The sequence below is a fragment of the Kribbella sindirgiensis genome (genome assembly GCF_004331435.1).
GTDB classification, from domain to species: Bacteria; Actinomycetota; Actinomycetes; order Propionibacteriales; family Kribbellaceae; genus Kribbella; species Kribbella sindirgiensis.
In genome coordinates this window covers 516,681-539,703 of record NZ_SJKA01000006.1, presented here as the reverse complement: position 1 = coordinate 539,703, position 23,023 = coordinate 516,681, and the positions used below count along the sequence as shown (strand labels likewise).

21 protein-coding genes are annotated in these 23,023 nt (G+C 69.3%); 8 read left to right on the top strand and 13 right to left on the bottom strand.

Translation table 11 applies throughout. The features are described 5' to 3' along the window. Positions 1-84: 84 nt before the first annotated feature. A complete protein-coding gene (locus E0H50_RS20345; RefSeq protein WP_131290822.1) occupies positions 85-1,032 on the bottom strand; it encodes a hypothetical protein in 948 nt (315 codons plus the stop codon). A 223-nt stretch (positions 1,033-1,255) separates the two neighbouring features. Here E0H50_RS20345 and E0H50_RS20340 point away from each other — a divergent pair, with 223 nt between their 5' ends. Next, positions 1,256-1,765 carry a SigE family RNA polymerase sigma factor gene (locus E0H50_RS20340; RefSeq protein WP_238151095.1) on the top strand — a complete coding sequence of 170 codons (510 nt, stop codon included), beginning with the start codon at positions 1,256-1,258 and terminating at the stop codon, positions 1,763-1,765. Continuing rightward, a complete protein-coding gene (locus E0H50_RS20335) occupies positions 1,762-2,901 on the top strand; it encodes a Gmad2 immunoglobulin-like domain-containing protein (protein ID WP_131290819.1) in 1,140 nt (379 codons plus the stop codon). Before E0H50_RS20340 ends, E0H50_RS20335 begins: the two co-directional genes overlap by 4 nt. On the opposite strand, the gene E0H50_RS20330 is transcribed toward E0H50_RS20335, so the two are convergent. From E0H50_RS20330 to E0H50_RS20305, 6 genes are all read right to left on the bottom strand, one after another. Next, the gene (locus E0H50_RS20330) at positions 2,902-3,231 is read right to left on the bottom strand and encodes an ArsR/SmtB family transcription factor (RefSeq protein ID WP_131290816.1); all 330 of its coding nucleotides are present in this window, start codon (positions 3,229-3,231) and stop codon (positions 2,902-2,904) included. A gap of 47 nt (positions 3,232-3,278) precedes the next feature. Then, the gene (locus tag E0H50_RS20325; protein WP_131290813.1) at positions 3,279-3,995 is read right to left on the bottom strand and encodes a 16S rRNA (uracil(1498)-N(3))-methyltransferase; all 717 of its coding nucleotides are present in this window, start codon (positions 3,993-3,995) and stop codon (positions 3,279-3,281) included. Positions 3,996-4,354: 359 nt separating this feature from the next. Further along, a complete protein-coding gene (gene dnaJ, locus E0H50_RS20320) occupies positions 4,355-5,497 on the bottom strand; it encodes a molecular chaperone DnaJ (protein WP_131290809.1) in 1,143 nt (380 codons plus the stop codon). A 25-nt stretch (positions 5,498-5,522) separates the two neighbouring features. Next, positions 5,523-6,545, bottom strand: coding sequence for a heat-inducible transcriptional repressor HrcA (gene hrcA / locus E0H50_RS20315; RefSeq protein ID WP_131290807.1), 1,023 nt, complete (start codon positions 6,543-6,545; stop codon positions 5,523-5,525). A gap of 52 nt (positions 6,546-6,597) precedes the next feature. Beyond that, positions 6,598-7,701 carry a Gfo/Idh/MocA family protein gene (locus E0H50_RS20310; protein WP_131290804.1) on the bottom strand — a complete coding sequence of 368 codons (1,104 nt, stop codon included), beginning with the start codon at positions 7,699-7,701 and terminating at the stop codon, positions 6,598-6,600. Beyond that, positions 7,686-8,336 (bottom strand): ThuA domain-containing protein, encoded by a 651-nt coding sequence (locus tag E0H50_RS20305; protein ID WP_238151094.1) that lies wholly within the window; start codon positions 8,334-8,336, stop codon positions 7,686-7,688. The genes E0H50_RS20310 and E0H50_RS20305 overlap by 16 nt, the downstream gene beginning before the upstream one ends. A 93-nt stretch (positions 8,337-8,429) precedes the next feature. On the opposite strand from E0H50_RS20305, the gene E0H50_RS20300 reads away from it, so the two are divergent. The 4 genes from E0H50_RS20300 (at position 8,430) to E0H50_RS20285 (ending at position 12,076) form a co-directional block, all read left to right on the top strand. Further along, entirely contained in the window at positions 8,430-8,816 is a 387-nt protein-coding gene (locus E0H50_RS20300) for an EF-Tu/IF-2/RF-3 family GTPase (RefSeq protein ID WP_131290801.1), read from the top strand. A 23-nt stretch (positions 8,817-8,839) separates the two neighbouring features. Next, on the top strand, positions 8,840-9,610 hold the full coding sequence (locus E0H50_RS20295; protein WP_131290798.1) for an MBL fold metallo-hydrolase: 771 nt from the start codon (positions 8,840-8,842) through the stop codon (positions 9,608-9,610). 102 nt (positions 9,611-9,712) lie between these two features. Continuing rightward, complete coding sequence (locus tag E0H50_RS20290; RefSeq protein WP_165547222.1) at positions 9,713-11,242, top strand: NCS1 family nucleobase:cation symporter-1; 1,530 nt, start codon at positions 9,713-9,715, stop codon at positions 11,240-11,242. Between the two features lie 9 nt (positions 11,243-11,251). Continuing rightward, positions 11,252-12,076, top strand: a complete 825-nt coding sequence (locus E0H50_RS20285; protein WP_131290792.1) for a DUF3097 domain-containing protein — start codon at positions 11,252-11,254, stop codon at positions 12,074-12,076. Here E0H50_RS20285 and E0H50_RS20280 read toward each other — a convergent pair. Continuing rightward, positions 12,051-14,630, bottom strand: coding sequence for a DUF3376 domain-containing protein (locus E0H50_RS20280; RefSeq protein ID WP_131290789.1), 2,580 nt, complete (start codon positions 14,628-14,630; stop codon positions 12,051-12,053). The genes E0H50_RS20285 and E0H50_RS20280 overlap by 26 nt on opposite strands. Positions 14,631-14,745: 115 nt before the next feature. Here E0H50_RS20280 and E0H50_RS20275 point away from each other — a divergent pair, with 115 nt between their 5' ends. Then, complete coding sequence (locus tag E0H50_RS20275) at positions 14,746-15,324, top strand: hypothetical protein (RefSeq protein ID WP_131290786.1); 579 nt, start codon at positions 14,746-14,748, stop codon at positions 15,322-15,324. A 3-nt stretch (positions 15,325-15,327) separates the two neighbouring features. Beyond that, positions 15,328-16,164 carry a hypothetical protein gene (locus tag E0H50_RS20270; protein WP_131290783.1) on the top strand — a complete coding sequence of 279 codons (837 nt, stop codon included), beginning with the start codon at positions 15,328-15,330 and terminating at the stop codon, positions 16,162-16,164. Between the two features lie 3 nt (positions 16,165-16,167). Here the strand turns inward: E0H50_RS20270 and E0H50_RS20265 are convergent, their stop codons facing one another. The 5 genes from E0H50_RS20265 to E0H50_RS20245 all read right to left on the bottom strand — a co-directional run bounded on the left by E0H50_RS20265 (position 16,168) and on the right by E0H50_RS20245 (position 22,912). Next, positions 16,168-17,187, bottom strand: coding sequence for a LacI family DNA-binding transcriptional regulator (locus E0H50_RS20265; protein WP_131290780.1), 1,020 nt, complete (start codon positions 17,185-17,187; stop codon positions 16,168-16,170). Positions 17,188-17,284: 97 nt separating this feature from the next. Next, positions 17,285-18,604, bottom strand: a complete 1,320-nt coding sequence (locus E0H50_RS20260; RefSeq protein WP_131290777.1) for an ABC transporter substrate-binding protein — start codon at positions 18,602-18,604, stop codon at positions 17,285-17,287. A 211-nt stretch (positions 18,605-18,815) separates the two neighbouring features. Further along, positions 18,816-19,916 (bottom strand): LacI family DNA-binding transcriptional regulator, encoded by a 1,101-nt coding sequence (locus E0H50_RS20255; RefSeq protein ID WP_131290774.1) that lies wholly within the window; start codon positions 19,914-19,916, stop codon positions 18,816-18,818. Next, positions 19,876-21,717: a DUF2264 domain-containing protein gene (locus E0H50_RS20250; protein WP_131290771.1), complete on the bottom strand. Its 1,842-nt coding sequence runs from the start codon at positions 21,715-21,717 to the stop codon at positions 19,876-19,878. The genes E0H50_RS20255 and E0H50_RS20250 overlap by 41 nt, the downstream gene beginning before the upstream one ends. A 148-nt stretch (positions 21,718-21,865) precedes the next feature. Further along, a complete protein-coding gene (locus E0H50_RS20245; RefSeq protein WP_238151093.1) occupies positions 21,866-22,912 on the bottom strand; it encodes a hydroxyacid dehydrogenase in 1,047 nt (348 codons plus the stop codon). Between the last annotated feature and the right edge of the window lie 111 nt (positions 22,913-23,023).

Below are 23,023 nucleotides of genomic sequence, written 5' to 3'. Positions count from 1 at the left end.
GCCGTTCGGGCGCGCCTCCGGTTCGATACTGCGTGGCCTGGACAGCCTCTTCCTCCTGAAGACAGGTGATGTGATCCACCCATGCTAGCCGTCCCGTCCGACACCCTCACTCGTAATTCCCCGGGACACGCCTCCGGGGCGCCGGTCGGGCGGATTCACCGGTGCGGTCCCGGCTGTTGAGTTCGGCGCGAGGATCCCGGTGAGGCGGGCGATCTCGGCTGCCTCGGGGCCGGGCTGGAGCACCCCGTGCTCGAGAGCGAGCCGGCGGTTCCGCTCGAGGGTCCATTCGCGGCTCGGGTACCAGTTGACGGTGACACCTGACGGCGACGGGCGCAGCATCGGCGCCAGGTCGTTGCGCCGGGCCCGGTCCGCCGCGTCGGGAGCCAGGTCGCGGTTGAGCTCGTAGCTGCGCAGCATCCGGTACGTCGCCTCCGTCGCGGCACGCACCGAGCCCGAGGTGGCGGGCGGCGTGTCGAACTCGTCGGCGTGGGTGTTCTTCCCGTCGTCGATGCCCATCGCGTGCATGGGCGTGAACACGTGCAACGACACCACCGGCGCGGTCGGATCGCCGTCGTACACCGAGTCCGCGCGCCAGGCGTGCGCGCCGGAGTAGCTGTCCTGCAGGGCGTGCGCGGCAGCGCCGAGATGCCGGAACTCGTCGGGCCCGGAGGCCTGCGCGAGCTGGTCGTAGATGTACTCGGTGTTGGTCTCGAGGTTGTCCAGGCCCTTGCGGTACGGGTCCGCCATGAAGTGCTCGCGCTGCGCGTTCGGGTTCACGTACGCCGAGTGCGCGGTCGGCCCGGGACCGGCGTACGGCATGGACTTCCCGGATCCGTTGTAGTTCTCGATCACGCCGGCGCCGAGCGGACGGTCCTGATGCGCCTGGGCCCGGTCCAGCGCTTCGGCGTACTCCTCCAGTCGCAGGCCGCGGATGGTCCCGTCCGGGCCCGCCATCTGTTCGTACAGCCGGGCGACCGCGGCGTACGTGATGTCGTGATGGCCCGACCACTGCCCGTCACCGCGTTGCTTCATGGGCCTAGGTTCGCACTGATCCGGACCAACCGGTCATGGGGCCTCCCGTCCTGGACTGAGGAGCGGAGGGAGCGAAGCGACTGGAGCGACGAGGGAAGGACGGGAGTTCCAGCCCCATGACCCGCCGCGACGGAGTCGCGGCATTCAGTACTGTTGTCAACCTGGGACGGGGTCTTTGCGTCGTCTTTTCGTGGCACAACCGGCCGTGGTGTACGAAGAGTGCGTGACACATGAGTCCTCGTGGGATGCCGACGAGGCGCTGACGGCTGTCTACACCGCGCACTACACCTCGCTGGTCCGCCTCGGCGCTCTGCTGCTGCGTGACACCGGTACGGCGGAGGAGATCGTGCAGGACGCGTTCGTCGCGATGCACGGCCGCTGGAACCGGCTGCGCGACCCGCACAAGGCGCTCGCGTACCTGCGGACCGCGGTGGTGAACCGCTGCCGCTCCCGCCAGCGCCACCTGGTGGTGGTCGACAAGCACACCCCTCGGACCCTGCCCGACGAGCCGAGCGCGGAGCAGGCGGTACTGCGGACCGCGGAGACCGACCGGGTGATCGAGGCGATGCGGACCCTCCCGGAGAAGCAACGCACAGTGATGGTCCTGCGCTACTACGGTGATCTTTCGGAGGCCGAGATCGCGGACACGATGGGCATCAGCCGGGGATCCGTGAAGAGCCACGCCGCGCGCGCGAGCAAGTCGCTGCGCCAGCTCCTGGAGCAGAACGTATGAACGAGAATCCGAACGACCCGTTCGACGAGCTGATGCGGCGGTCCCTCCACGAGGAGGCGGACCGGATCGAGCCGTCCGACGCACTGCCGGAGATCCGCGCCCGCGCGCACGCCCAGCGCCCCGCCGCGCGACGCCCCTGGCTCCTGACCGCCGGCCTCGCCGCAGCCGGCACCGCAGCCGCCATCGGCGCCTTCACCATGCTCAACGGCGCGGACAACACCGCCGACGACGGCGACGCGGTCGCGGGTTCCGGTACGACGACCACCGCGACCGGCCTGCCCGCGAGCCCGACCCCGTCCGAGCTGACCGCCTCCCCCGAACCGTCCCAGGCCCCCACCGAACCCCCGACCACCTCGCCGTCCGCTTCGGCGTCTGCGAAGACCGCGGAGCCGACAGATCGCGGCGTACCGGAAACGGCGGTCAAGAGCACGGTCGTCCCGGTCTACTGGCTCGGCCAGCAGGTCGGCGCGCCGAAGAAGTCGACCGTCCGCCTGTACCGCACCTGGGCCAAGGTCAGCGGCCGCCCCGCCGAACAGGCGGTTCGCATCATGACCACGAAACAACCGAGCGACCCCGACTACTACTCGGTCTGGCGCGGCGCGGCCCTCAACACCGTCACCCGCTCGAACGGCATCGTCACAGTCGACTTCAAACAACTCCCGAACACCACCCTGGACCCCGACCTCGCCAAGGTCGCAGCCCAACAACTCGTGTACACCGTCCAGGGCGCTCTGGGAGACAACCGAACCCCGATCCAGGTCACCGAGGCCGGCCGCTCGGGCAAGCAGCTGTTCGGTCAGGTCAACACCAACGAGCCGCTGAGCCGCGCTCAGGCAGCCGACGTGCAGGCGCTGGTCTGGATCGACTCGCCGGCCGAGAACCAGGTGGTCAAGTCCAAAGTCACAGTGCAGGGCGTCGCATCGGCGTTCGAGGCGACAGTCAACTACCAGGCGACGAACCTGAAGACCCGGGAGACGATGAAGAGCTTCACCACCGCCCAGGAAGGGCAGAAGTTCTCGCCGTACTCCTTCCAGTTGACGCTCACCCCGGGGCCGTGGCAGATCAGCGTGTACCTGCTCTCCGCGGAGGACGGCAGCATCACGAACACAGACAGCAAGTCGATCGTCGTGAAGTAGTTAGTCCGCGCGGTCGATCGTGGCGGCGAGGAGGCCGGGGAAGGCTGTGTTGAATTCTGCGCGGCGGAGGCGGTTGAGGCGGCGGGCGCCTTCGTCGCGTTGTTCGATCAGGCCGGCGGCGCGGAGTACGGCGAAGTGGTGGCTGGCGGTGGCCTTCTTGACCGGGAGGTCGAAGGTGCCGCAGGCGCGGGTCCAGTCGTCGTGGACGGCCAGGTCACGCAGGATCGAGCGCCGGACCGGGTCCGCGAGCGCGTCGAGGGCCGCCTGCAGCGGCACCTCGGCCGGGTCGACGTGGCTGAGGGTGCGGGCACGGGCTGACTCCACGGACATGCTGTTCGATCCCCTGTGTTCGGTTACTGTCTAACAGCGTACGTCGGTCACGCCCAGCGAGACCGGGACAGGAGGGCGGCCGCCGCCGCGACGCCGGCCGTGGACGTGCGGAGGACCGTGTCCCCCAAGCGAACCGGCTCGACGTCGAACGCCTTCAGCTCGGTCGGCGCGATCCCGCCCTCAGGACCGATCACGATGACGATGTCGCCGGTGGCGGGTTGTTCGAGGGACGCCAGCGGGGTGGTGGCTTCTTCGTGCAGTACGACGGGGAGCGCCGCGCCGGCGAGCAACTCGGCGACCTCGGCCGTGGTCGCGATCGGGGCCACCTCGGCGAACCACGTGCGGCGCGACTGCTTGCTCGCTTCGAACGCCCACGCCCGCCACTTCGCGAGCGTCTTCTCGACCCGCTCGGGGTTCGCGCGGAACTGACTGCGCTCCGCGTTCCACGGCACGATCAGGTCGACGCCGACCTCGGTCAGCATCTCCACTGCGAGCTCGGCCCGCTCGCCCTTCGGCACCGCCTGCACGACGACCACCCGCGGCACCGAGGCCGGCACCGTCCCGCGCTCGTCGACGGCCACCGTCACCCCGGCCTTGGACGCCGCAACCACAGCCCCCTCGGCCCAGCCCCCGCGCCCGTCCGTCAGGCGAACACGCTCCCCCGGCCCGATCCGCCGTACCACGGCCGCATGCCGCCCCTCGGCGCCGTCGAGCACCAACTCGTCCGCACCCAGCTCGGCCCGGAAGAACACCGCGACACCCACCGACCCACACCTCCGCACCTACACCCATCCGCCACAGCCCGCCCACACTCTCATGAACCGTGGCCGCCACGTTGCCCCCTCAGTTGAAGGGTTGCCCCTCGGAGCCGCGCCGGCCGCGTTTGGTGGGTAGGCGTCCGAGATGCTGGGGTTGTGACCCTGATGACGGTGGCCAACCCGTAATCTCGGACGCCAACCCATCAGATGCGAGCCGCCGGCATCGCAGGTACCGGCGCCCGTGCCGCCTGGTGCCGGTGGTGCGGACGGACAGGAGGTGTCGCCTACCCGCCCCCGCGCCGCAGCCGATCGTCGAGCGTGCGCCCGACGCGAGCGGACCGGAGGTTTGGCCGACGGTGGGTGGGTCAGTGGGTGCCGAAGGCGTCGCGGAGGCGGCCGAAGACGCCCTTGTGGGTGGCTTGGACCTGGCCTTGCGGGCGCTCCTCGTCGCGGACCGCGGCGAGCTGCCGGAGGAGCTCGGCCTGGGCATCGTCGAGTTTGGTGGGGGTCTCGACGATGACCTGGACGATGAGGTCGCCACGCCCGGCGTGCCGCAACCGCGGTACGCCGCGGGCGGACAGCGTCATCGCCGTACCGGACTGCGTACCGGGCCGGATCTCCAGCGGGGTCGTCTCGCCCTCGAGCGTCGGCAGGTCGATCGTCGTACCGAGCGCGGCCGCCGTCATCGGCAGGGTCACCGTGCAGTGCAGGTCGTCGCCGTTGCGGGTGAAGATGTCGTGCGGCTCGACCTCGATCTCGACGTACAGGTCGCCGGCCGGACCGCCGCCGGGACCGACCTCGCCCTGACCGGACAGCTGCACGCGGGTCCCGGTGTCGACGCCGCCGGGGATCTTCACGGTGACGGTACGGCGGGAGCGCACGCGCCCGTCGCCGGAGCACTCGACGCACGGGCTCGGGATCGTGGTGCCGTAGCCGCGGCAGTTCGGGCACGGCCGCATCGTCCGCACCTCGCCGAGGAACGACCGCTGCGTGTGCGTGACCTCGCCGCGCCCGTGGCAGATCTCGCAGGTGACCGGTTCGGACCCGGCCGCCGCGCCGGACCCGCTACAGGTCGGGCACAGGACGGCGGTGTCGACCTTGAGCTCCCGCGTGGTGCCGAACGCCGCCTCGGCCAGGTCGATCCGCAACGGGATCAGCGCGTCCTGGCCGCGCCGGGTCCGCGGCCGCGGCCCGCGGGTGGCCCCGCCGGTCTGGCCGAAGAACGCGTCCATGATGTCGGTGAACGTGAACGCCTGGCCGAAGCCGGCGCCGCCCGGTCCGCCGGCCGCGGAGGCGAACGGGTCGCCGCCGAGGTCGTGCATCTGCCGCTTCTGCGGGTCGCTGAGCACCTGGAACGCGCGCCCGATCTCCTGGAACTTCTGGTGCGCGTCCTCGGAGTCGTTCACATCCGGGTGGTACTGGCGTGCCAGCTTGCGGTACGCCTTCTTGATCTCGTCCGCTGAAGCGTCACGGCTGACACCTAGGACGGCGTAGTAATCGGTGCTCATACTCCAGACCAGGGGGTTGTCTTGTTTAGGATTCGGCCAGGATCTGGCTGACGTAGCGCGCGACGGCGCGTACGGCGCCCATCGTGCTCGGGTAGTCCATGTGGGTCGGGCCGACGATGCCGAGGGTGGCCAGCGCCTCCGACTGCGACCCGTACCCGGTCGCGACCACCGAGGTGGTGGCGAGTTCCTCGAACGGGTTCTCGTGACCGATCCGAACGGTGAGGGTCTGCGGGTTGGTCGCCTCGCCGAGCAGCTTCAGCAGGATGACGTGCTCCTCCAGCGCCTCCAGCACCGGCTTCACGTTCCGCTCGAAGTCGTCGCCGTACCGGGTCAGGTTGGCGGCTCCGCCGACGGCGATCCGCTGCTCGCCGACCTCGTCGGTGAACGCCTCCAGCAGGGTGGTGACGATCGCCGCGACCAGTGCCCGGTCGGCCGGCGCGAACTGCTCCGGCAGGCCGGCCAGGGACGTCGTCGCGTCGGTCAGCCGCTGCCCGGCCAGTGCGGTGTTCAACCGGGACCGCAGGTCCGCGATCAGTTGCTCGTCGACGTCGTTCGGGTGCTCGACGAGCCGCTGCTCGACCCGGCCGTTGCTGGTGATCAGCACCAGCAGCAACCGCCGGGGGCTCATCGTGACGACCTCGATGTGCCGGACGCTCGACCGGTTCAGCGAGGGGTACTGCACGATGGCGACCTGGCGGGTGATCTGGGCGAGCAGCCGGACGGTACGGCGGACGACGTCGTCGAGGTCGACCGCTCCGGCCAGGAACGACGTGATCGCCTTCTTCTCCGCGACCGACAGCGTCTTGACCGTGCTCAGCTTGTCGACGAACAGCCGGTACCCGGCGTCGGTCGGGATCCGGCCGGCGCTGGTGTGCGGCTGGGTGATGTACCCCTCCTCCTCCAGCGCGGCCATGTCGTTACGCACGGTGGCCGGGGAGACGCCGAGGTTGTGCCGGTCGACCAAAGTCTTCGAGCCGACCGGCTCATGGGTGGCCACGTAGTCCTCGACGATGGCGCGGAGCACATCCAGCTTGCGTTCGTCGAGCACGCGCACCACCCTCTCCGACTGTCCTTGGCACTCAATCGTTCGGAGTGCCAGTCTAGGCGGTCTCGGGCGACGCTCCCAACGGAACGGCCGCGGGACGTGTCACGGTGCTGGCCACATCGAGGGGCTGGTCCTGTACGGCGGAGTCCACGAACGACTCCAGTACGTCGAGCACGTGGTACGCCAGCTCGCCGCTCGCGCGGTGCGGCTCGCCGGTGCGCAACGCCCGGGCCATGTCCGCGACACCGACCCCACGGCCTGCCCCGGCGTACCCGCCCGCGACCGGCACCTCGGTCCACTCACGCTGCTCCGGAGTCACGATCTCGACGGTCCCGTCGAACCCGTTCGGGTCCGGAACGGACAGGCTGCCGTCCGTACCGTGGACCTCGATCCGCGGCAGCCGCCCGGCCCACACGTCGAACGACATCAGCACAGTGGTCAACGCGCCCGACTCGTGCTCCAGTACGCCGGTGACGTGCGTCGGCACCTCCACGTCGAACACGGTCCCGGCCCGCGGTCCGGTGTGGATCGTCCGCTGCTGTTTCGCCCGGCCCGCGCGGGCCGTGACGCGAACGACCGGCCCGAGCAGCGTGACCAGGCTGGTCACGTAGTACGGGCCCATGTCGAGGACCGGTCCGCCGCCGGGCTGGTAGTAGAACTCCGGCGCCGGGTGCCACAGCTCGTGGCCCGGCGTCACCATGAACGCGGTCGCCGCATGTGGGGTGCCGATGTCGCCGCGGTCGATCACCGCACGAGCCGTCTGGGTGCCGGTGCCGAGCACCGTGTCCGGTGCGCAGCCGATCCGGAGGTCGTTGGCGGCGGCGTACTTCAGCAGCGGCTCCGCTTCGGCGCGGTCCATGGCCAGCGGCTTCTCGCCGTACACGTGCTTGCCTGCCGCCACCGCGGCCTGGTGCACGGCGGCGTGGGCGGCGGGGATCGTCAGATTGACGACAATCTCAATGTCGTCAGCCGCGTACAGCTCCTCCGGCGACGTCGCGCGGATGGCCGGGTTCTGGTCGGCAATCGTTTGAGCGCGGGCGAGGTCCAGGTCGGCGACCGCGACCACGTCGACGCCGGGGAGCTTGCCCAGGTGGTCGAGGTACGTGCCGGAGATGACGCCGGTGCCGACGATGCCGACGCGGGTCACTTGCTCGCCCACAGCAGCCCCCGCTCCACGATTGTGCGCACCTCGGGCGTCTCCAGGTCGTCGAGCTTGTGACCGACCGTGCAGACGAAGACCTTGCCCTCGCCCCAGGTCCGGGTCCAGACGGCCGGCATCACGGCGCCCTCGATCCACGGGTAGTCCGGGTGCGACTCGAACGTCGTCGTCGCGAGCACGTTGTTGGTCGGGTCGTAGTGGATGTAGTACTGCTCGGTGTGCACGTCGAAGTGCGTGATGCCGTCGACAATCGGATGGTCCGATTGTTCAGGAATGATGTTGACGCGGTAGTCGGTGAAGCCGTGCGGGTGCGAGATGAACTGCCCGCCGGTGATGAAGCTGTAGTCCACGTTCTTGCGGAACGAGTCCGCGATCCCGCCGTGCCAGCCGGCGAACCCGGTGCCGCGCCGGATCGCCGCCTCCAGTCCCTTGAAGTGGTCCGGCTCGATCTCGCTCATCGTCACGCACTGCACGACGAGGTCGACGCCGTCCAGGTCGAGGTAGGCGGCGGTCGAGTCGGAGACCGTGACGTCGTACCCGTTCTCCTTGAGGAACGGGATGAACAGGTCGGTCGCCTCGACCGGCGAGTGCCCTTCCCAGCCGCCCCGGACCACCACAGCACGTCGTGTCGTCACACCGGTCACCCTTCGAAAGTTTCGGAGTTCCGATCGGAACACTTGCGACCTTAAGTCGCGAGCGCGGGGCTTGCCAACCGCTAGTGTCGAAGGATGGGCTGGAAGTTCTGGAAGCGGTCGAATCCGATGGATCCGCAGGAGATGCTTGCCCGCGGGCATGCGCAGCCGAACAGTTTTCCGGGGCCGCCGCGGCCGCAGGACAGCTTGCCGGTGGGGTCGTTCGGGATGACGGTCGAGGACGTGTTCTCGATCACCGGCCGGGGCACCGTGGTGACCGGGCGGGTGCAGGCCGGAACGGTGACGGTCGGCGAGCAGGTGCTGCTCAGCCGGGCCGGGCAGCCGCTGCTCCAGGTCGAGGTGACCGGGGTCGAGATGTTCCGCAAGACCGTGCAGACCGCGACGGCCGGCGACAACGTCGGGCTGCTGCTCCGCGGCCTCGCGAAGGACCAGGTGGCCAGGGGCGACGTACTGAGCAAGTAATCGAGGCAAGTAACCTCGGGATCATGAGCGCTTGGGCCGAGATCGGCGATCGCACGTGGGTCCGCCGGTACGACGAATGGGACCTGAACGTCGGCCTCGTCGTCGGGGCCGAAGGCGCGCTGGTGATCGACACGCGCGCCACCACCGAAGAGGCCGAGCAGCTCCGCGAACACATCCGCGAGCTGACGGACGCACCGGTGAAGTGGGTCGTCAACACCCACGCGCACTTCGATCACGTGGCCGGCAACAGCGTCTTCACCGACGCGACGGTCTACCTGCACGAGAACGCCGCCGCCGAGGAGAAGCTCGCCGGTACGACGTTCGCGGTCGCGAAGGTCATCGACCTCGGCGACCGTCGCGTCGAGTTGCTGTACGTCGGCAACGGGCACACCTCCGGCGACACCGTGGTCGGCGTACCGGATGTGAACGTGTTCTTCCTCGGGGATCTGATCGAGGAGTCGGCGCCGCCGTCGTACGGCGAGGACTCGTTCCCGCTCGAATGGCCGGACACGGTGCAGAGCGCGATCGGCATGATGACCGCGGACGCGAAGATCGTTCCGGGGCACGGGGCCGTGGTCGACGTCGCGTTCGCCACCGACCAGGCGATCGAGCTGGGCAAGGTCGCGAACACGATCTCGACGCTGCACCACGCCGGCACTCCGCTCGACAAGGCACTCGAGCACACCGAGGACTGGCCGTGGCCGGTCGGCAAACTCCAGGACGCCATCCGCCGCGGCTACGCAGCCCTCGGCACCCCGCAACGCCCCAGCCTCCCGCTCCTCGGCCCGAGCTGACCCGACTTCCTGCCCTTTCGGTAGTTGTCCGTTGACACGAAGTCATCCCGTCGCGCAACTTGTTCGGAACGGACATCGCCCGACCGGATGGGGTGGAACTACATGGCCACGCAAACTGTTCACCCCGATGGACGAGTAGAACTCGCCGATCCCGCCGTCCTGGCAGACAGCGCGTACGCCAACGCGGAGCTCGCCCCGACCCGATTGCCCGAGCGCACCTGGACGACGTACAACTACGCCGCGCTGTGGATGGGGATGGCGCACAACATCCCCAGCTACCTGCTCGCGTCCGGCCTGGTCGCGATCGGGATGAACTGGCTGCAGGCGTTCCTCACGATCACCCTCGGGAACCTGATCGTCCTGGTTCCGCTGCTGCTGAACAGTCACGCGGGAACGAAATACGGCATCCCGTTCCCGGTCTTCGCGCGGGCGTTCTACGGCGTCCGCGGCGCGAACTTCCCGGCGCTGCTGCGGGCCTTCATCGCCTGCGGCTGGTTCGGGATCCAGACCTGGATCGGCGGGCAGGCGATCTACGTGATCGTCGGCGAGCTGTTCGGCAAGGGCTGGGTCGAGGCGTCCGCGATCGGCGGGCACCCCTGGACGCTGTGGCTCAGCTTCGGCTTCTTCTGGCTGCTGCAGATGGTGCTGATCTTCCGCGGGATCGAAGGACTGCGCCGGTTCGAGAACTGGGCGGCGCCGCTGGTGACGGTCGCGTTCGTGGCGCTGATGGTGGCGATCCTGGTGAAGGCCGGCGGGTTCGGGCCGATCCTGTCGCAGCCGTCGAAACTCGGCTGGGACGCCGACTTCTGGAAGATCTTCGCGCCGTCGCTGATGGGCATGATCGCGTTCTGGGCCACGCTGTCGCTGAACATGCCGGACTTCACCCGGTTCGGGAAAGGCCAGCGGCAACAGGTCTGGGGCCAGATCATCGGCCTGCCCACCACGATGTCGTTCATCGCGCTGGTCTCGATCATCACCACGTCCGGCACCGTGGTGCTGTACGGCTCGGCGATCTGGGACCCGGTCGAGCTCACCCGCCGGTTCGAGAACCCGGTGATCGTCACGATCGGCCTGGTGATGGCCATCCTCGCGACGATGTCCTGCAACGTCGCCGCCAACGTCGTGAGTCCGTCGTACGACTTCGCGAACGCGCTGCCGCGGTGGCTGAACTTCCGGACCGCGGGTCTGCTGACCGGCGTGATCGGCATCGTGATCCAGCCCTGGCGGCTGATCTCGGACCCGTCGATCTACATCTTCGTGTGGCTGTCGTTCTACGGCGGTCTGCTCGCGTCGGTGGCCGGCGTCCTGATCGCGGGCTACTGGGTGATCGACCGGACGAACCTGAACCTCGCCGACCTCTACCGGCCCGGCGGCCGCTACTGGTACGCCTCCGGCTGGAACTGGCGCGGTGTCGTCGCCACGCTGCTCGGCTCACTGCTCGCCGTCGGCGGCGCGTACTCGAACCCGGGCGCCGGCCCGTTCCCCGCGGACGGCCTGATCCCGTTCCTCAAGCCGCTGTACGACTACTCCTGGGCCGTCGGTCTCGTCGTCGGCTTCGTGGCGTACCTCGCTCTGACACTCACCGCGCCGAGCCGCCAGTCGACGGCCACGCATGCCGCTCCCACTTACTAGAGTTGGCGCGTGGCCGACAGGTATGGGAACGACGTACTCAGTGGGGACTGGCGTAAGCCCAAGAACGGGCGGACCGTCGAGGTCGAGATCGCGAAGGGGATGGTCGTCGAGGAGCCGAGTTCGGGGTTCGTCGGAGCGATCGTGCGCTGGGAGCACGGCGTCGTCGACCTGGAGGACCGGCACGGCACGATCCGGACGTACCCGCTCGGTCCGGGGTTCTGGATCGACGGCAAACCGGTCAGCCTGAAGCCGCCGAAGAAGGCCGGTCCGGCGAAGAAGACCCGGACCGCCTCCGGATCGGTGGCCGTCGACAACGTCCGCGCGAAGGTGGCGCGGGCCAGCCGGATCTACGTCGAGGGCCGGCACGACGCGGAGCTGGTCGAGAAGGTGTGGGGCGACGACCTGCGGATCGAGGGCGTCGTGGTCGAGTACCTCGAAGGCGTCGACGACCTGGTGCAGATCGTCAACCGGTTCCAGCCCGGTCCCGGCCGGCGGCTCGGCGTACTCGTCGACCACCTGGTCGAGGGGTCGAAGGAGTCGAAGATCGCCGCGCAGGTGTCGAACCGGTACGTGCACGTGGTCGGACACCCGTTCATCGACATCTGGGAAGCGGTCAAGCCGTCGTCGGTCGGCATCAAGGCGTGGCCGCGGATCCCGCACGGGCAGGACTGGAAGAAGGGCGTGCTGCAGTCGTTCGGCTGGCCGGCCACCGATCAGGCCGACGTCGCCGCCGCCTGGAAACACATCCTGTCCAAGGTGAACAGCTTCGCCGACCTCGACCCGTCCCTCCTCGGCCGCGTCGAGGAACTCATCGATTTCGTGACCCTGGACTGATCTCCGGCATCCGTTTCTCGATCCAGGCGCGGATGCGGCGGCGGGCGCGGCGTACGTACCAGGTGATGACGCCGAGCACCGCGCTGAGGGTCAGGACCGCGCCGGCGAGCACGGCGGCCGGGATCCGGACGGCGCCGACGACAACGGACAGCACCAGCAGTACGACGCCCGCCGCAGCTGTTGCCGCAGGCAACCATGGCTCGAAGACGGCGGGCCGGTGCGCGGGGCTGAGCTTGGCGCCGCGGACCATCCGGTCCCACACGGTCTGCCGGGCCGGTTCGGTGAACCAGCGCGCGGTCCGCAGCAGCCACGAACCGGGCTGTTGCTTGCGGCCCGCGGCCGCCTTCACCCAGCTGCCGACCTGCGGACCGAGACCACCGGAGACGTCGACCATCCGGTCCGCGATCCCCTTGGTGATCGCGCGGCCTTCGGGTGACGCGTTCAGTTCGTCCCGCATCGTCACGAGTGCGCCGATCCCGGCGTCGACGGGGAAGTCCCGGGCGAGCCGCTCGATCCGCTCGGCGACCTCGTTCAGCTGCCAGCCCTCGGCCTGCAGCACCTGGCGTTGGGTCTCGCGGATCCAGGCCGCGTCCGCGCCGAGCATCGCACCCAGATGCGCGACGGAGTGCAGCCGGCCCATCAGCCAGTCCCACCGCCGCCAGTCGGCCGCGCCGAACGCGCCGAAGTGGCCCACCTGGCTGCCGTACAGGATGCGGTCGTTCAGCTGGTTGGCGATCGACCCTTCCTGCAACTCGTCGAGGACGGCGAGTGGGATGTCCGGCCCGAGGCGGAGGAACTGAAACGGGGCGCTGCGCTGCTGGGGCGTGCGCGCCGACGTACAGCGGGACACGATCTCGACCTCGAGCGCGGTGTCCACGAGTTCCCAGCCGATCTCCGCAATCAGGGTCGCGAACGCGTCGCCGAGCGCGCGCTGGATCTGGAGCTGCTCGAAGATGTCGTTCAGCCCGACCGCGACCGCTTCCGCGCCGCCGGCCGGGCGGAGGTCGAGATTCGCGGCCGCCAGCTCGACCTCGAGTGCGTCGCGGACCGCCTGGACCTTCATCAGGCAGTCGCTCGCCGCGGTCAGCCGCTTGTCCAGGTCGGCGCGCTCGTCCGGCTGCGCCGCCTTGATCCGGTTCCGCAGCGAGCGCAGGATCAGCCGGACGATCCGCTCGGCAGCGCCGGTCCCCCACAACCAACTCGGGTTGCCCTCGGCATCGTCGCGGAGCGCCGCCGTGGAGCCGTCCGGGGCCGGGACCCACGGATGCTCGGTGGTGAGGATCTCGTCGATCTCCGATTCCGACAAAGCGGTCGCCGCGTCCAGCACGGTCGACTGGTCGTGACTCGCGACCGTCACGGCTTCCCAGACACCGCCGGCCGCGCGTCCCCGCGAGTACGCCGGCTGCAGCGCCTCGGCGGCTGCCTTCAGCCGCGCCCGCTCCTCTGGTTGCTTCAGGCAACGGTCGAAGAGGCGCTGGGCGTCGGACCAGGACGCGTCCGCCTCGAGCAGCAGACGCTCCAGCTGCTCGACGTCGGAGCGGAAGTCCACCTCCCGAGGGAACTGCACCGCGGACAGTGCCGCAACCCGCCAGCTCGGCTCCTTCGCACCGGGCAACGCGGTCGACGCGTGCCCGATCCCGGCCGAGGGTACGACGTACAGCACGTAGCGGGTCGCCTTGCCGTTGACGGGACGCCGGGCGACGACGTCGAGCACCGGACCGAACGGGGCGTTGTCGAGGACGCCGCCGTCGACGAGCCAGGATCCGGACTCGGCCGGGCCGGGCTGGATCCGCGGCGGCTGGGCGGCCAGCTCGGGTGTCTCCAGCACCGGCCCGAACGCGGCCGGGAACGACGCGCTCGCACGAGCCGCCCGCGCGAGCAGGTCGGTGTCCTTCAGCCCGTTCTTCTCCTCGACGCCGAACTTCCGCCGCGCACCGTCGTACGTCGGCGCGTCCTCACTCGTGAAGCCGTACAGATACCGATGATCCGGTACGACGAACGCCTGGCCCGCGGCGTCCTTCGCCTCGAACTGCTGCACGCCCAGCCCGGACGCGGTCACGAACAACGTCACCGGTTCCTCGGCGGCGCTCTCGCCCGCATCGGCGACGCCCTTGAGCAGGTCCTCGAGCTGTCGGAGGAAGTACTTGCCGTCGAGCACCGAGGTCGACTTGGCTCCCGCGGACGGCACCAGCTTGCCGACGTCGAGCGACCCGAGCCCGATCCACTTCTGCCGCAGCCAGGGACCGTTGCCGCCGCCGTCCGGGTCGAGGGTCGAGCCGTTCGCGATCGCGGTGGCCAGCAGCGAACCGTTCAGACCGCCGGCGCTCGTCCCCGCGATCACGTCGACGACCACCCGGCGCCGTTCCTCGCCACGGTGGCACAGCTCCCGCCAGCGATCCGCGAGCACGGCATCGTACGGCTGCGGACCGGGAGCACCGTCGCCGCCGGACGCGCGCCGGATCAGATCCAGCTCGTGCGTCACGCCGCCCATCCAGACCGCCAGACTGACACCGCCGTTCAGAACCAGCGCGATCCGGATCTCGTGGTCGGTCATTCGGCCCCCCTTTCACTCAGAGATACCACGGTTGTGGTGGTTGTCGCAGCGGAGAGTGAACAAAAGGTTGTCGAGTTCTGCACGCAGGGTCATCCTTGGGGTGGGGGTGGTCGTCATGCGCGTCTGGGCGATGGCGGTTGCGGCTGTACTAACTGTCGCGGGGCCTGTCGCGGGGTGTTCCGGCACGTCAGGCGACAACTCGCCGCCGGACGCGACCGTCACGGTCGAGGCCACCGGCGAGCCGAGCCCCGAGCCGACCGAGGCCGAACCGACACAGTCGCAGCAGACCAAGCCGTCGATCGAGATCGCGTCGCTGCCGGTCGGCGGTGTCCCCGAGGACGGGTCGAACTGCAACCCGATCAGCTGGCTGGCCGGCGAGATCCCGGCCGGGGTGACGATCAGACTCGGTACGCCGTCCTTCGACCCGACCGGGGTCTTCGAGGTCGACCCGTCCGGCTGCCGGTCCGACGCCCAGACCTGCGCCGGCCTGGAGTGGACCGCGCAGAACACACCGCAGTGCTGGGTCGGCTTCCAGCAGATCGCCCGCGAAGGGACGGTCTCGCTGATCATCCCCGCCACCGCGACCTGCGACAGCCAAGAGGTGTGCGACACCCTGGAGACCTTAGGCGGCAGCCAGATCACCCTCACGGCGCTGCCACCCGAAACTCCGCTCGAGACACCGTCGAGTGGGTGAACGATGGCGGACGAGCGGTCGCAGGCCGAGCGGTGGATCAGTTTCGCGGCAGGCATCGTCACACCGGTGACGTTGGTCAGCGCGCTGCTGTTCTACTTCGGGTACGTGTCGGCGCGTTCGCAGTACGAGTACTTCGGAATCGACGTCGACACGATCGGGCTGAGCACACAGGACTACGTCATGCGCAGTCCACAACCGCTCTCGGTCCCGCTGCTCGTGCTCACGCTGCTCGCAGTCGCCGCCCTCCTGCTCCACAAGGCGATCCACCCGACGCCGGGCGCCGTACGCCGAGCCGCCCGCATCACCGTGGTGATCCTGCTCATCGGTGTGGCGTGCCTGCTCGCGTATCCGCTCATCGGCCAGGCGGCTTACTACGCCCTCGTCGTACCTGCCGTGATCGGTCTGTCCGCCGCCGTGCTTGCCTACTTGACCTATCTCCGCGGCAAGGCCGACCCGGCCCGCGGCTCGCAACGCGTCCTGATCGTTCTGCTGGCCGCGGTCACCGTCACCTGCGCCTTCTGGACCGCGGCGACCACCGCGCAGTACACCGGCCGCGGCCTGGCCAAGTCCGACGCGCGCCACCCGAACCGCTTCCCGGTCGTCATCCTCGACACCAAGGAGAAGCTCGCGTTGCGCTCCCCCGGTATCGAGGAGACCGCGCTGCGGGCGGGTGCGGGGCAGACGTTCAACTACCGGTATCGCGGTCTCCGGCTGCTAGTGGTCGGTGAGAACCGGCTGTTCCTGGTGCCGGCGAACTGGTCCGCGTCGAACACCACCGTCGTACTGCCGCTGGACAGCTCCATCCGCGTCCAGTTCCAGTTCGAGAACGACCCGCCGTGAGCTTCAGGCGCTGTCGCGGATGATCAGTTCGGTGTCGTAGATCTCGGGGGACCTCAGGTCGGCGCCGGCGATCTTGGCCAGCAGGATCTCGGCCAGGCGGGCGCCCAGTTGTTCGACCGGCTGGCGGACCGTGGTGAGTTTGGGGGTGGTCGTGGTGGCCAGGACCGAGTCGTCGAAGCCGACCACCGCGACGTCGGCGGGGACGCGGCGGTCGTGTTGCGAGAGGACACGGAGGGCCGCGGTCGCCATCAGGTCGGACGCGACGAACAGGCCATCGAGGTCCGGGTGCTCGTCCAGGAGCCGCAGCGTCGCCTGCTCACCACCGTCGGCGGTGAAGTCGCCGTACGCGACCATCGCCGGCAGTCCGGCTTCCTTCATCACTTCCTGGTAGCCGGTCAGGCGGTCGATGCCGGCGGTCATGTCGAGCGGCCCAGCGACCGTGGCGATCTTACGGCGGCCGATCGACAACAGGTGCTCGACGCCGGTCCGGGCGCCGGCGACGTTGTCCACGTCCACACTGGCCACCGGTACGTCGACCCCGAGCGGCCGCGCGCTGAACACGATCGGCAACGGCAGCTGCGCCAGCTCCTGCAGCACGTTGTCGCGGCCGTGGTGGCTGATGACGATCGCGCCGTCGACGTGCCCGCCGCGCAGGTACCGCAGGAGCCGCTGGTCGTCAGCCCCTGTTGGTTCCGGGGCCGGCTCGATCAGCAGCACGAGCTGGGACGAGGTCGGTGCGAGCGTCCGGCTGACACCGCTCAGCATGCCGGCGAAGAACGGGTCGGAGAACACCCGGCTGTCCGGTTCCGGTACGACGATCGCGATCGAGTCGGTGCGCCGGGTCACCAGCGCGCGGGCCGCCCGGTTCGGTACGTAGCCGAGTTGCAGGATCGCCTGCTCGACGGCGGCGACCGTGTCCGGCAGCACCTTCGGCGACCCGTTCACGACCCGCGAGACCGTTGCCCGCGACACCCCGGCGAGCGCCGCGACCTGCTCCAGCGTCGGAGAACCAGACTCGTTCATCGGCCCTCCTCAGTTCTCGATTGGCCCGCGTTCACACCGTAGTACCTCCCCGGTCGAACGCGCGTGAGTCGTCGGCCACGCGGAGGGGTGTGTTGCTTCAGTTGCCGACGCGGGTGTCGGCGACCTTCTCTGCCTGGGCGACGGCCTGCTTCCACGCGGCGTCCGCGGGCTGCTTCCTGTCGTCGACGCGGGACAGTGCGGCGCTGAAGATCTGGTTGACCTCGCCGTCGCGAGGACCCTTGTGCTGCTTGAGGATCACGTTGCGGGCCCGGTTGACGAAGATCTGCCCGACCGGCGCGTTGTTGAAGTACGCGTTCACCTGCGACTTCACCTGCGGGTCGTTGTAGGCGTCGAGCGTGGACGGGAACGAACCGATCTTCTTGAACACCTTGACCTGCTGCTCCGGCGCGGTCAGCCAGGCGGCCAGCTTGGCGGCCTCCTCGGGATGCGGCGACTGCACCGGCACGGTCAGGTACGACCCGCCCCAGTTGCCACCGCCGCCGGGGAACACGTCGGCGACGTCCCACTTGCCTTTGCCGTAGGCGCCCGCGTTGTCCTGGATCACGCCGAGCAGCCAGCCCGGGCACGCGATCGTCGCGAACTTGTCACTGCGGAACGCCGCGTTCCAGGCGTCGCTCCAGGCCGGCAGCCGCGCGGACAAGCCGTCCTTGCTGCCCGCGACCACCTGGTTCCAGGTGGTCTTCAGCAGCGGGTTCTCGTCGCCGAGGAAGCGGTCCTGGTTCGAGTAGTACGCCTGGATGAGCTGGTTGCGCATGGCTTCCCAGGTCAGCACCGCGGAGTCGTACCAGGCCGAGCCCGGGACCCGCTGCACGAACTTCCGCCCGGCTGCGAAGTACGACGGCCAGTCCTGGAACAACTCCGCCACCTTGGCCCGGTCGGTCGGCAGCCCGGCCTTGGCGAACAGGTCGCGCCGGTAGCAGATCGCCTCCGGCCCGATGTCGGTGCCGTACCCGATGATCTTCCCGTCCGGCGTCGTCGCGCCGGCCACCTTCCAGTCCAGCCAGCGGTCCCGCAGGTCGTCCGCGCCGTACTTGCGCAGGTCGACGAACTTGTCGTCCTTGGCCAGGTACTTGTAGATCCAGCTGACCTCCATCGCCTCGATATCGGCCAGGCCGGTGCCGCGGGTGAGGTTCGCGTCCAGGTTCTTGACGTGGTCGTCGACAGTCTTGGCGTGCCGCTCCACGATCGAGATGTTCGGGTGCGCGGCCTCGTACTCGGCGTACAGGTCGGCGTACCCGAACTCGTTGAAGGTGGCGATGGTCAGCTCGACCTTCGGCCCGTCCGCTTCGGCGGCACCGGACTCGGGGGTGGAACCGCCGCCGCAGGCAGCAGCGAAGAGGATCGCGGCGCAGGCCAGGACGCCGGCTACGGGGCGATAGCGGGCACTGGGCCGCATTTCACAGCTCCCTGGAACTGGACGGGTTGAGAGCGCTCTCGGATCGCGAAAGTGAGCTGAGTCTCAGGTGTCCGCGGTGGATATGTCAAGCATCTCGTCGTCACGCTGAGACACGGGCGTCACAAGGTCCTGACATAGTGTCACCGCTGGTCACGCTGTGAATCGCCGCGATCACCGAGGGCCGCCGACGCTGGGAGTTCGCTGTGAGTGATCAGCGCTGCGCGGGCGGGCCGACCGAGTCGCGGACCACGACGACGGTGCCGAGCGTGGTCATCGGCTGCTGATGCGCGAACGGGTCCGCACTCGGTTCCTGACCGGAGAGCCCGGCCCGTACGGCGGCCCGCCCGAGCTCCTCCAGCGGGACCCGGACGGTCGTCAACGCGGGCTGCAGCTCGGTCGCCACCGGTACGTCGTCGTACCCGGCCACCGACACGTCGTCCGGGATGCGCAGGCCGCGCTCGCGCAGGGCGGCGTACACGCCCGCGGCGACGATGTCGTTGGCGGCGAAGATCGCGGTGAAGTCCAGGCCGTCGTCGAGGGCCGCCAGCGTTTGCTGGTAGCCCCATTGCCTGCCGAACGCGCCGGTCCGGACCAGGCTCGGGTCGTGCTCGAGCTTGCGCGCGGCGTACGCCTGCCGGAAGCCGCGGAGCCGGGCGGTCGTCGTCGACAGCGTCGTCGGTCCGCCCAGGTACAGGATCTTGGTGTGGCCGGCGCTGAGCAGGTGATCGGTGATCGCCGCCGCGCCGCCGATGTTGTCGTACTCGACCGCGTACGCCGGGACGCCCGCCTCCAGCCCCGGCCGCCCGCAGAGCACGAGACTCGACCCGTTGTTCGCCAACTGGCGGGCGCGTTGCCCGACCGCGGCGAAGTACTCCTTGTCCTCGACCGCGCCGCCGACCAGGATCACTGCGTCGGCGCGCTGTTCGAGCAGGAGGTCGACGAACCGCAGCTCGGCCGACTCACCGCCCTGCGTCGAGCAGACCAGGCAGAGGCGGCCGGACGCGAGCGCCTCGGACTGGACCCCGCGGGCGATGTAGGCGAAGAACGGATCGACGATCTCGCTGACCACGATGCCGACCACGCGCGTGGTGGACCCGGCGAGGGCGCGGGCGTGCGCGTTCGCGACGTACCCGAGGTCCCGCATCGCGCGTTCGACCGCGGCCCGAGTCGAGGCCGCGACCGGATAGTTGCCGTTGACAACACGAGAGACGGTCGCCGTGGAGACGCCCGCGCGGGCGGCCACGTCCCGGATGGTGCGGGCGGACTCGGGGTCACGCCGGCGCGCCCTCGACCGGGGCGGTTCCGCCGCCATCACCCACCTCCTCACCCAGCTGTACGTCGGCCGTCGTACCGTCGGCGAACCGGACGGTGACGTGCAGCCCGCGCACCGTCACCTCGATGCTCTCAGCCAGTTGCCGCGGCCAGACCGTGTCGCCGGACAGTACCACCGTGGACACCAGCACCAGCGGACCCTTCCCATCGTGCTGAGCCTCCAGGTACGGCGTCGCGGAATGCGGCCCGAACGCGTTCGTGTCGAGCCCACGCCGTACGGCTGCCCGGTCGTACCCGTGCAGCCCGACCACCACTGACGTCAACCTGTCGATCCGGGTCGCCTGCGCCCAGGTGTCTCGTGCCGTCACCTCCGGTGCGTCCTCGCCCGCCACGGCGTATCCCCCGTGGCGCACCAGACCCTCCGGCCCGTCAACCAGCACACACCGCACCTCAATCCGCCCCTGCACAACACTCGCCACATCGATCCGCGTCCCACCGGCCTCCCACCACGACGCCGCCGAATCGGCAGCTACGCCGCTGCGGTGGATGCGCATCCGGTGGTCGCCAACCAGGCTGATGTGGTTGTCGAGTTGTTCGTCGGTGAGCTCCGGGCCGGTTCGGCTTGAGTAGGCGAGGCGGTTGTAGTGGGCGTCGCCCTCGGCATTGTGGTCGCTGCCGTGGTTGAGGAGGCGCACGATGCCGTCGTCTTTCGTGGCCTGGATCAGGAACCCGGGCGCCAGCATCGCCCGTACCTGGTCATGCTCGTCGATCGGCAAGGCGGACTCGCGGGCAGTCCAAACGTCATGGTCGGCCGGGAGCAGCAGCCCGAGAAACCCCTTCGAAGCCCAGTAAGGCGACCCAGGTCCGGAGTACGGCTGAGTGGTCGGCAGGAACTGATGATGCCAACCAAGCGACAGAAGCCCACGATCGTCCGGCACACCGTGGTCGACGAAGTGGCGCAGCGTTCCAGAGCACAACCGACGCGTCTGACCGGGCGTCAGCGGCGTGGCGTCGAGCAGCGCACCCATCCAGTACGGCGCCGCGGTGGCCATGCGATAACACAGCGACCGACCGAAGTGAACCGGTGCGCCGTCGGAGCCCGTGAGGTGTACGGCGTCCTCGAGAAAGCGATGCAGGCGCTCGCGATACACGGCCAGCCGACTGTCAGCGGACGGTCCCGCCATCCGCGTCCACAGGCCTGGGTACAGGTGCATCGCCCAGCCGATGTAGTGGTCGAAGTTCTGCCCCGGACCGTCCGAGTACCAGCCGTCGCCGACGTACCAGTCCTCGATCCGGTCGAGACCCGCGTCGATGTCGTCCTGCGAGTACGGCGCTCCGACGGAGGCGAGGAACTGCTCGCCGACGACCTGGAACAGCCGCCAGTTGTTGTCCCACGTCCGGGAGCCGACGAACCCGCTCAGCCAGTCGACGACATGGGTCTGCTCGCGGTCGTCCAGCCGGTCCCACAACCACGCCCGCGACTCGTGCAGGCCGACCGCGATCGCCGCCGCCTCCACCATCTGCTGCGAACACGGCGTCAACCGCGGCCACTCACCCGCCGCACCCGCCACCAACCCGCGCGAGTACCGCTCGACCAGCCGATCGTCTCCGCCGTCCGCCGCAATCCGAAACGCAGCCAGCAGAAACGACCGAGCAAACCCTTCCAACCCATCACAGTCCGCCCCCGACCAACTCCCCCGCCCCGGCAACCGCACCAGCGCCCCACTCCCCGAAAACCAAGGCACCAACGAGTCCAGCAACTGATCCGCAACCGCCAACCAGGTCCCCCGCGAATACCCAGTCCGAGAACTCAACACCCGATCCGACGCCGGCAACTTCATGCGATCCGCCCCTGTGTGGCGGGCCGGTGCAGGGCGGGTGACGTGCAGATCGACAGGTAGTGCACCGGTGAGACGCTGTACGCGCGGAGACGATCACGCTCAGGTGCACTGCCCAGTCGACTGACACCTCCTGTCCAGCTGCACGCCGTCATGCGATCCGTCCCAGGTCGTCGCGGTGGATGGGATGGGCGAGGGGGCGGCCGGTGGACAGGCGTTCTATCTCGGCGACGGCGGCTTCGCCCAGTCGGGTGGACTCGTTGCCCATGGCACCGGCCAGGTGCGGCGTGACGAAGACGTTGGGGAGGTGGAGCATCGGTGAGTCGGGCGGCAGGGGTTCGGGATCTGTGACGTCGAGGATCGCGTCGAGCCGGCCGGAGACGCACTCGCGTTCCAGCGCGGCGTGATCCACGACTGGACCTCGCGCGGTGTTGATCAGCACCCCGCCGTCCGGCATCGCAGCCAGTAGCTCCGCCGACACCAGCCCCTCGGTCTCCGGCAGCAACGGCGCGTGCACACTCACGATGTCGCTGCCCGCGAACAGCTCCGGCAACTCGCACCACCGCGCCCCGAACTCCGCCGCCTCCGCGGGGCTCAGATACGGATCGTTCACCAGTACGTCGACGTCGAGGCTCCGGAGCCGCTCCAGCACCAATCGCCCGATCCGCGAGGCGCCGAGCACGCCGACCGTCGTACCGAGCGTGCCGAGAATCGGTGCCCCTGGCAACGGACGCTTCGTCCCGGAGGTCCGGTACCAGTCGCGATGCCGGAACGCCCGCTTCCCGGCCAGCACGATCGCCGCGAGCGTGAACTCGGCGACCGGGACCGCATTCGCCGCGGCCGCCGACGAAACCTCGATACCGCGCTCGAACACGACCGGATCCACGAACGTCTTGATCGTGCCGGCCGCATGCACGATCGCCCGCAGCTTCGGCGCCTCGTCGAGCACCTCGGCGGTGATCCGGGGACACCCCCACCCAGTCAGCAACACCTCAGCCGCAGCCAGCTCGTCCGCCACCTCCCCGAACGACCCCCGCAACCGCGGCACCCCACCAGCCTGTACGCCGAGGAGTTCGGTGGCTGTTGCGAGGCGGCTGCGGGTTGCTGGGGTGAGTACCTCCGACCAGGTCTCCGCGGGCATCGCCACGAGCGTGCGCAACCGCGGACTGGCGCCTCGGTCGGTTTCAGGTTTCGGCACGGATCACTCCTAGTAAACGGTTACTGAAAACCGTAGACAGGAAGCCTGATGAAGGTCAAGACAATCTTCCCGGGCGCTTGACAGCAAGGCGGTGAACGTTTCATCGTTACT

What these genes read in the sequence shown, in the direction of transcription:
- E0H50_RS20330 (WP_131290816.1), bottom strand. Translation starts at nt 3,231, where the DNA reads ATGTCCGTGGAGTCAGCCCGTGCCCGCACCCTCAGCCACGTCGACCCG.
- E0H50_RS20345 (WP_131290822.1), bottom strand. Translation starts at nt 1,032, where the DNA reads ATGAAGCAACGCGGTGACGGGCAGTGGTCGGGCCATCACGACATCACG.
- E0H50_RS20265 (WP_131290780.1), bottom strand. Translation starts at nt 17,187, where the DNA reads ATGAACGAGTCTGGTTCTCCGACGCTGGAGCAGGTCGCGGCGCTCGCC.
- dnaJ (WP_131290809.1), bottom strand. Translation starts at nt 5,497, where the DNA reads ATGAGCACCGATTACTACGCCGTCCTAGGTGTCAGCCGTGACGCTTCA.
- E0H50_RS20290 (WP_165547222.1), top strand. Translation starts at nt 9,713, where the DNA reads ATGGCCACGCAAACTGTTCACCCCGATGGACGAGTAGAACTCGCCGAT.
- E0H50_RS20270 (WP_131290783.1), top strand. Translation starts at nt 15,328, where the DNA reads ATGGCGGACGAGCGGTCGCAGGCCGAGCGGTGGATCAGTTTCGCGGCA.
- E0H50_RS20300 (WP_131290801.1), top strand. Translation starts at nt 8,430, where the DNA reads ATGGGCTGGAAGTTCTGGAAGCGGTCGAATCCGATGGATCCGCAGGAG.
- E0H50_RS20275 (WP_131290786.1), top strand. Translation starts at nt 14,746, where the DNA reads ATGCGCGTCTGGGCGATGGCGGTTGCGGCTGTACTAACTGTCGCGGGG.
- E0H50_RS20260 (WP_131290777.1), bottom strand. Translation starts at nt 18,604, where the DNA reads ATGCGGCCCAGTGCCCGCTATCGCCCCGTAGCCGGCGTCCTGGCCTGC.
- E0H50_RS20280 (WP_131290789.1), bottom strand. Translation starts at nt 14,630, where the DNA reads ATGACCGACCACGAGATCCGGATCGCGCTGGTTCTGAACGGCGGTGTC.
- E0H50_RS20255 (WP_131290774.1), bottom strand. Translation starts at nt 19,916, where the DNA reads ATGGCGGCGGAACCGCCCCGGTCGAGGGCGCGCCGGCGTGACCCCGAG.
- E0H50_RS20335 (WP_131290819.1), top strand. Translation starts at nt 1,762, where the DNA reads ATGAACGAGAATCCGAACGACCCGTTCGACGAGCTGATGCGGCGGTCC.
- E0H50_RS20250 (WP_131290771.1), bottom strand. Translation starts at nt 21,717, where the DNA reads ATGAAGTTGCCGGCGTCGGATCGGGTGTTGAGTTCTCGGACTGGGTAT.
- E0H50_RS20295 (WP_131290798.1), top strand. Translation starts at nt 8,840, where the DNA reads ATGAGCGCTTGGGCCGAGATCGGCGATCGCACGTGGGTCCGCCGGTAC.